The sequence below is a fragment of the Ferrovibrio terrae genome, from assembly GCF_943371255.1.
GTDB lineage: Bacteria > Pseudomonadota > Alphaproteobacteria > Ferrovibrionales > Ferrovibrionaceae > Ferrovibrio > Ferrovibrio terrae_B.
In genome coordinates this window covers 1-6,288 of sequence record NZ_CALRUC010000168.1, presented here as the reverse complement: position 1 = coordinate 6,288, position 6,288 = coordinate 1, and the positions used below count along the sequence as shown (strand labels likewise).

7 protein-coding genes are annotated in these 6,288 nt (G+C 65.9%); all 7 read right to left on the bottom strand.

All coding sequences use genetic code 11. The features are described from left to right. Positions 1-83: bL33 family ribosomal protein (locus AAG799_RS21795; protein ID WP_341899144.1), on the bottom strand; the 83-nt coding region annotated here is incomplete at its 3' end. A gap of 72 nt (positions 84-155) precedes the next feature. Beyond that, positions 156-746, bottom strand: a complete 591-nt coding sequence (locus AAG799_RS21790; protein ID WP_341899143.1) for an NUDIX domain-containing protein — start codon at positions 744-746, stop codon at positions 156-158. Continuing rightward, positions 746-1,450, bottom strand: coding sequence for an NUDIX hydrolase (locus AAG799_RS21785; protein WP_341899142.1), 705 nt, complete (start codon positions 1,448-1,450; stop codon positions 746-748). The genes AAG799_RS21790 and AAG799_RS21785 overlap by 1 nt, the downstream gene beginning before the upstream one ends. Positions 1,451-1,474: 24 nt before the next feature. After that, positions 1,475-1,876, bottom strand: a complete 402-nt coding sequence (locus tag AAG799_RS21780; protein ID WP_341899141.1) for a DUF983 domain-containing protein — start codon at positions 1,874-1,876, stop codon at positions 1,475-1,477. Next, complete coding sequence (locus AAG799_RS21775; protein ID WP_341899140.1) at positions 1,873-2,859, bottom strand: magnesium transporter CorA family protein; 987 nt, start codon at positions 2,857-2,859, stop codon at positions 1,873-1,875. The genes AAG799_RS21780 and AAG799_RS21775 overlap by 4 nt, the downstream gene beginning before the upstream one ends. Before the next feature lie 143 nt (positions 2,860-3,002). Continuing rightward, positions 3,003-3,992 carry a glycerophosphodiester phosphodiesterase gene (locus AAG799_RS21770; RefSeq protein WP_341899139.1) on the bottom strand — a complete coding sequence of 330 codons (990 nt, stop codon included), beginning with the start codon at positions 3,990-3,992 and terminating at the stop codon, positions 3,003-3,005. Then, positions 3,989-6,288: ribonuclease R (rnr, locus tag AAG799_RS21765; RefSeq protein WP_341899138.1), on the bottom strand; the 2,300-nt coding region annotated here is incomplete at its 5' end. The genes rnr and AAG799_RS21770, both read right to left, overlap by 4 nt.

Here is a 6,288-nt window from a genome sequence, read left to right as displayed (position 1 = left end):
CGCGGGTTCTTCTTGGTCACGTAGAAGAAGCCGGTATCGGCGGTGCTCAGAAGCTTGATCTTGAGGGTAGTCGGCTTTGCCATGACTCGGTTCCAAAAATGCGTGCGGCTGGGATTGGCGGCGCAGCATAGGGATTCGCGCCCCGATGTCAACGCCTAAGGATTATGCCAGCGGATCATGGGTTTACCCCGGCGGTAGCGCCAGAATGCCGCCTGTTGCGGGGTCAGGTCGGGGCCGAGCTGCCCGACCAGCCGCAGCACGAACTCGGTGATGTCGGCCAGTGGCAGCCGCAGGGCCGCCTCCACGGGCAGGAAAGCCAGGTCCAGCAGCTCACCCGAGCCGCCGAGCGTTAGTGGTAGGCCACTGACATCCTGCAGGAAAAACCGGGCATGGAAGCGGATCGGGCTCTCGGACGGGGTGATCGCCCGGCACAGGTAGCGCAGGCCCGACAGGTCGGGCCGCAGCTGGCCGTTTTCGACTGCCCCGAGCAGGATGCCGGTTTCCTCCCAGGTCTCGCGCACGGCCGCGATCGCGAGGGGTTCAAAGTTGTCTTTACCATTGAAATTTAATGGTTTGAGCGGGGTTTCTGTCTTGTCGGATAAATCGACCCGACCACCCGGAAAGGCATAAACGTTGGGCAGGAAGCGGTGTTTGCCGGCCCGGCGGCCGAGCAGCACTTCCGGTCCCGCCGCCGCCTGCCGCACCAGCACCAGGCTGGCGGCATCCCTGGGCTTTACAGGCCGCATCACTCCCAGTCCACCTGCCGCTCGCCGCGCAGCATGTGGTGGAAGGGCACGCGCTGGGCCGGGTCGGCGGCCTGTGCCGGGCTCAGCCAGTGCTCCAGGTTGGCGATCACATACTGGGTGATGCCGGGCAGCGGCAGGCCCTCGGTATCGGCCTGAGTCACCCAGCTCAGCTTGTCCAGCTCGGCCGAGGGCACCAGCTCGCCGGCCGCCACCTCGGCCGGCGCGGCAAAGAATCGCGCATCGAAGCGGCGCGGCCGGCCCGGCGGGGTGATGGCACGGCAGATGTAGAGCAGCGCCGAGGGATCGGGGGCCAGGCCGCCGGTGCAGAATGTGCGCCAGCCCGGCGGGGCGGGCTTTGCCGCCGGCATGGCCGGTCCGGCGATGCGCAGGCCGCTTTCCTCGAAGGTCTCGCGGATCGCCGCCAGCGCCAGCGCCAGGCCCTTGCGCGGCCCGGTGCCCTTGCAGCGGCCGAGCCGCGTCACGCTCACCGGATAAAGCGGCGCAGCAGGGCGGATGCGGTAATCGTTGAGATCGAGGCGGCCGCCGGGAAACACATAGCGGTTCGGCATGAAGGCGCTGGCGCCATGGCGTTCGCCCATCAGCACTTCCAGCTTGCCCGCGCGCCGGCGCCAGAGCACCAGCGTGGCGGCGTCACGGATCGGCTGGGGCGGCTTTTTGGCAGGGGGCGATTCGGCGTTTCCCATCGGCCCAGTATAGGACAAATGCGCCTAATGCGGCTCGCTGCCGAAGCCGTGCATGCGTCGGGCCCATTGCAGGCCAATGAGAACGCCCTTGATGCGTGGCAGCAGCCATAGGCAGAGCAACACGGTGAGCGGCGGCCACAGCGCCATATGCTGCCATTCCGGCGGCTGCAGGCGCTGCTCGAACATCAGCATCAGCGGCACGATGATATGGGCGACGATCAGGATGGTGAAATAGGGCGGCGCATCGTCGGCGCGATGGCCGGCCATTGCGAGTCCGCACTGCGCGCATGTCGGCTCGACCTTGAGATAGCGGCCATACATGCGCCCGCTGCCGCAGCGCGGGCAACGCTGGCGCCAGCCGCGCCACATGGCCTCCCCGGTGGGCCGCTCAACCAGATCGTCGAGCGCCGGGGGGAGACGCGTCACAACCAGCCCTTACGCTTGAACCACCAGTAGGGCAGCACGGCCGAGGCGATCATCAGCACGATGGCCATCGGATAGCCGAAGTTCCAGTTCAGCTCCGGCATATGCTGGAAGTTCATGCCGTAGATGCTGGCGATCAGGGTCGGCGGCAGGAACACCGTGGCGGCCACCGAGAAGATCTTGATGATCTTGGTCTGCTGGATGTTGATCAGGCCCAGCGTGGCATCGAGCAGGAAGTTGCCCTTATGCGCGAGGAAGGCGGCCTGTTCGTTCAGCGACTGCACGTCGCGCGCCAGCGTCTTCAGCCAGGTGCGGCTTTCCTTGGTGCCGCGCTGCTCGGCCATGGTCAGCGTCAGGAAGGCGATCAGGCGGGTCAGCGACAGCAGGCTGTCGCGGATGCGCGAGTTCAGATCCTCGATATGGCCCAGCTTGCGCACCACCGCTTCCAGGTCGGATTCGTCATCGGGGACTTCATCGGGCTTGCGGTCATAGCCGAAGATGTCGCGCGAGATGGTGTCGAGATCCTTGCTGCCGATTTCCAGTACGTCGGCGGCGCGGTCGATCACCGCATCGAGGATGCCGCAGAGCGCTGCATCGGGCGAGACCAGCAGGGCCGGCTGGCGCTGGGCGCGGGCGACGAACTGGCGGAAGGATTGCGGATCGGCATAGCGCAGGGTCACGGTGGCGCGCGGCGTGCGCATGAAGGTGACGGCCGTGGTCTGCGGCTGCGGCGTTTCGGCGTGATAGAGGATGTTGGCCGTCATGAAGCTGGCATCGCCTTCGCGATACAGGCGGCTGGAGATCTCGATCTCCTGCATCTCTTCATGGGTCGGGACTTCGATGCCGAGCAGGCGTTCGACGGCCTTGGCCTCGGCCTGGCTCGGTTCGAGCAGATCAATCCACACGACACCTTCGGGCAGGGTCGAGTCAGGGGTAAGCTCGATACGTTGCAGCTGGCCGCCATGCGGCAGGTAGGCAGTAATCATGCTGGCCGTCCCTGGTGTTCCGGCGCTGTCCCGGCGGTGCAGCGCGGCGCCCTTTTAGCCCCGTAAGCGGGGCCTGGGAAGCCCTGAAACCGGTCCGCGGCGATTTTGCCGCACAACCACAGTGTCAGCGGGATACGGCAGTTTTATGGCACCACCGGCGACGGCCGGGGCAGCGCCATGCCCCGGGCCTGCATCACGGCGCGCAGGCGATCGGGATAGTCCGAGATCAGGCCATCCACCTTCATGGCGATCTGACGCTCCATCTCGGCGGGATCATTCACCGTCCAGGGGATCACCTGCAGGCCAAGCTGCTGCGCCTCGGCTACCAGGGCCGGGGTGACATTGCGCCAGAAGGGCGACCAGACCTGGCCGCCGGCGGCCTTCACCAACGCCGGCGTCGAGGTGAAATCATCGGCATCCAGCCCGCCGAGCCACGGACTGGCACCCGGCTGGCCGCGCTGCACATTGTCGCTGGTGGTGCCTTCGATGGTGAGATGCACGCGCGCAATCTCCGGTGCCTGCTGTGCCGCTTCGCGCAGGGTGCGCCAGTCGAAGGACTGGATCCTGCTGCGATGGACCAGCCCGGCCTGGCGGATCGCCTGTACCAGCGCCCGGGCAAACTGTTCCGGCGGTGCGCTCTCGTCGGGCTTCAGCGGGCTCAGCTTGGTCTCGATGTTGAAGCGCATATCCGCATTGCCGCTTTTCGCCGCCAGCGCGAAGACCTGCTCCAGCAGCGGCATGCGAGTGCCATCCACCGGCTTCTGCTCGGGATAGGTCTGGCCGTAGCGGCTGGCCGGATCGAGGCGGCCGACATCGTAGCGCAGCACGTCATCCAGCGTGCTGTGCCAGATCGCGGGGCCGGGCGAGGTGATCCACTTGCCGTCCAGACGCGCCAGATGCGGCAGCAGCACCGGGTCATGCCCGACCACCAGCTTGCCGTCGCGGCTCAGATTGACGTCGAATTCGAGCGTGGTGACGCCGAGCGTCAGCGCGGTGGCGAAGGCGGGCAGGGTGTTTTCCGGCGCCAGGCCGCGGGCGCCGCGATGGCCCTGCAGGTCGAATGAGAAGGCGGGGCCTGCCGCCAGCATGAGAGCCAGTGTCAGGCCAAGTTTAGCAAAGAGCGTGGGTTTCATTTCCGCTTCTTGCTGCGGTGCTTCGACCATGGGGCGCGATTGGTCGGTTTCTTGATGGTGGGTTTGCCACCGGTACCGCCGCGTCGCGTGTTGGTGCTGGCGCCATCGCCGCCCATGATCTCGAAGCGCAGGCCGCCGGTCACCGGTGTGGCCTCGGCCAGCCGCACGGTGACGCCATCGCCCAGCCGGAAGCGCTTGTGGCTGCGCTTGCCGACCAGGGCGCGATGCGCCTCGTCATGCTCGTAGAAATCATCGCCCAGGGTGGAGATCGGCACGAAGCCGTCGGCGCCGGTCTCGTTCAGTTCGACGAACAGGCCGAAGCGGGTGACGCCGGTGATGCGGCCGTCGAACTGCGCGCCGACATGCTCGGACATGAAGGCGGCGACGAAACGATCCATCGCATCGCGTTCGGCCTGCATCGAGCGGCGTTCGGTCTGCGAGATATGTTCGGCGATATTCTCGAAATCGGCATCGTCGGCCGGCGGCAGGCCGTCATCGCCCAGGCCGAGGCCGCGGATCAGCGCGCGATGCACCAGCACGTCGGCATAGCGGCGGATCGGCGAGGTAAAATGCGCGTATTTCTGCAGGTTGAGACCGAAATGGCCCTTGTTGTCGGGCGAGTAAATGGCCTGCATCTGGCTGCGCAGCACCACCTCGTTGATCAGGCGTTCATGCTCGCTGCCCTTGGCGGCTTCCAGGATCGCGTTGAAATGCATCGGCCGCAGGCCCTGGCCCTTGGCCAGCTTGTAATCCAGCGTGTTGAGGAATTTGCGCAAAGAGTCGATTTTCTCGTCCGACGGCTGCTCATGCACGCGATACATGCAGGGCTGCTTGCGCTTTTCCAGCTCCTCGGCCGCCGCCACATTGGCCATGATCATGAAATCCTCGATCACCTGATGGCTCAGCATATGATCGCGCGGCTTGATGGCAGCGATATGACCGTTCTTGCCCATGACGACGCGGCGTTCGGGCGCATTGATCGCCAGCGGCTGGCGTGCCTCGCGGGCCTTGTTCACGGCGGCGTGGCAGGCATAGAGCGGCTTCAGCACCGGTTCGAGGAAGGGCTGCGCGGCGTCGTCGGGCATGCCATCGATGGCGGCCTGCACCTGGCGGTAATTCAGGCCCGCCGCGCAGCGCATCAGGCCGCGCACGAATTTATGCCGTCGCTTGTTGCCGCTGGCATCGAACCACAGATGCACGGCCAGACAGGCGCGGTCCTTGTGTTCGACCAGCGAGCACAGATCGGCCGACAGCGCTTCGGGCAGCATCGGCACGACGCGGTCGGGGAAATAGGTGGAGTTGCCGCGCTGGCGCGCATCGTGATCCAGCGCGCCGCCCGGCGTCACGTAATGCGCCACATCGGCGATGGCGACGATGGCATGCCAGCCGCCGGGATTGTTCGGATCATCATCGGGCTCGGCAAACACGGCGTCGTCATGGTCGCGTGCATCTTCGGGGTCGATGGTGATCAGCGGGATGGGGCGCAGGTCTTCACGCTGGCCGAGATGAACCGGCTTGGCCTTTTCCGCATCGTGGAGTGCGGCCTCGGAGAATTTGGTCGGGATGCCTAAACTGAAGATCGGGATCAGGCTGAGCGCCCTGGGATCGGTGCTGCTGCCGATCACCTCGATCACCTTGGCGGTCTTGAGGCCGAAGCGGCGGCCCTGCATCGGCTGCGCCACCACGATCTCGCCGGGCTTGGCATTGTTGCGGTGCTCGGTGGCGATCACGTATTCGTGGCGCACCTTCTTGTCGGTCGGCTGCAGGCGGCCTTCGCCGTCTTCGGTGAGGGTGAAGACACCCAGTACCGGCTGTTCGTCTTTTTCCAGCCGCTTGATGACGCGGCCGACATAGCGGCTGCGGCCGGCCCGCGTCACCCGCGCCAGCACGCGGTCACCGACGCCGACATCGGACATTTCGCGCCGACGCGCCTTGCCGCCGGTCTCGAAGATGATGCGCGGAGCTTCGCCTTCACCGGTCCATTCCACCGGACGCCCCATCAGGTCGCCGTCGCGGTCGAGCTTGACCAGATCGACCAGGGTGACTTCCGGCAGGCTATCCTTCGGTGCCATGCGCTTGCCATGGCCCTGGTTGATATCGCCCTCGGCCTTCAGCTCGCGCAGCAGGCCTTTCAGCTGCACGCGCAGCTCCGGGCCGACACCAAAGGCCTTGGCGATCTCGCGCTTGCCCACCATGCCGGGATTGTCGGCAATGTATTTCAGGATGTCCTGTTTGGACGGCAGGCCTTCGGCGAGTTTCTTCTTTGCCACGTCGCTTACGCTGCCGCGGCTTTCTT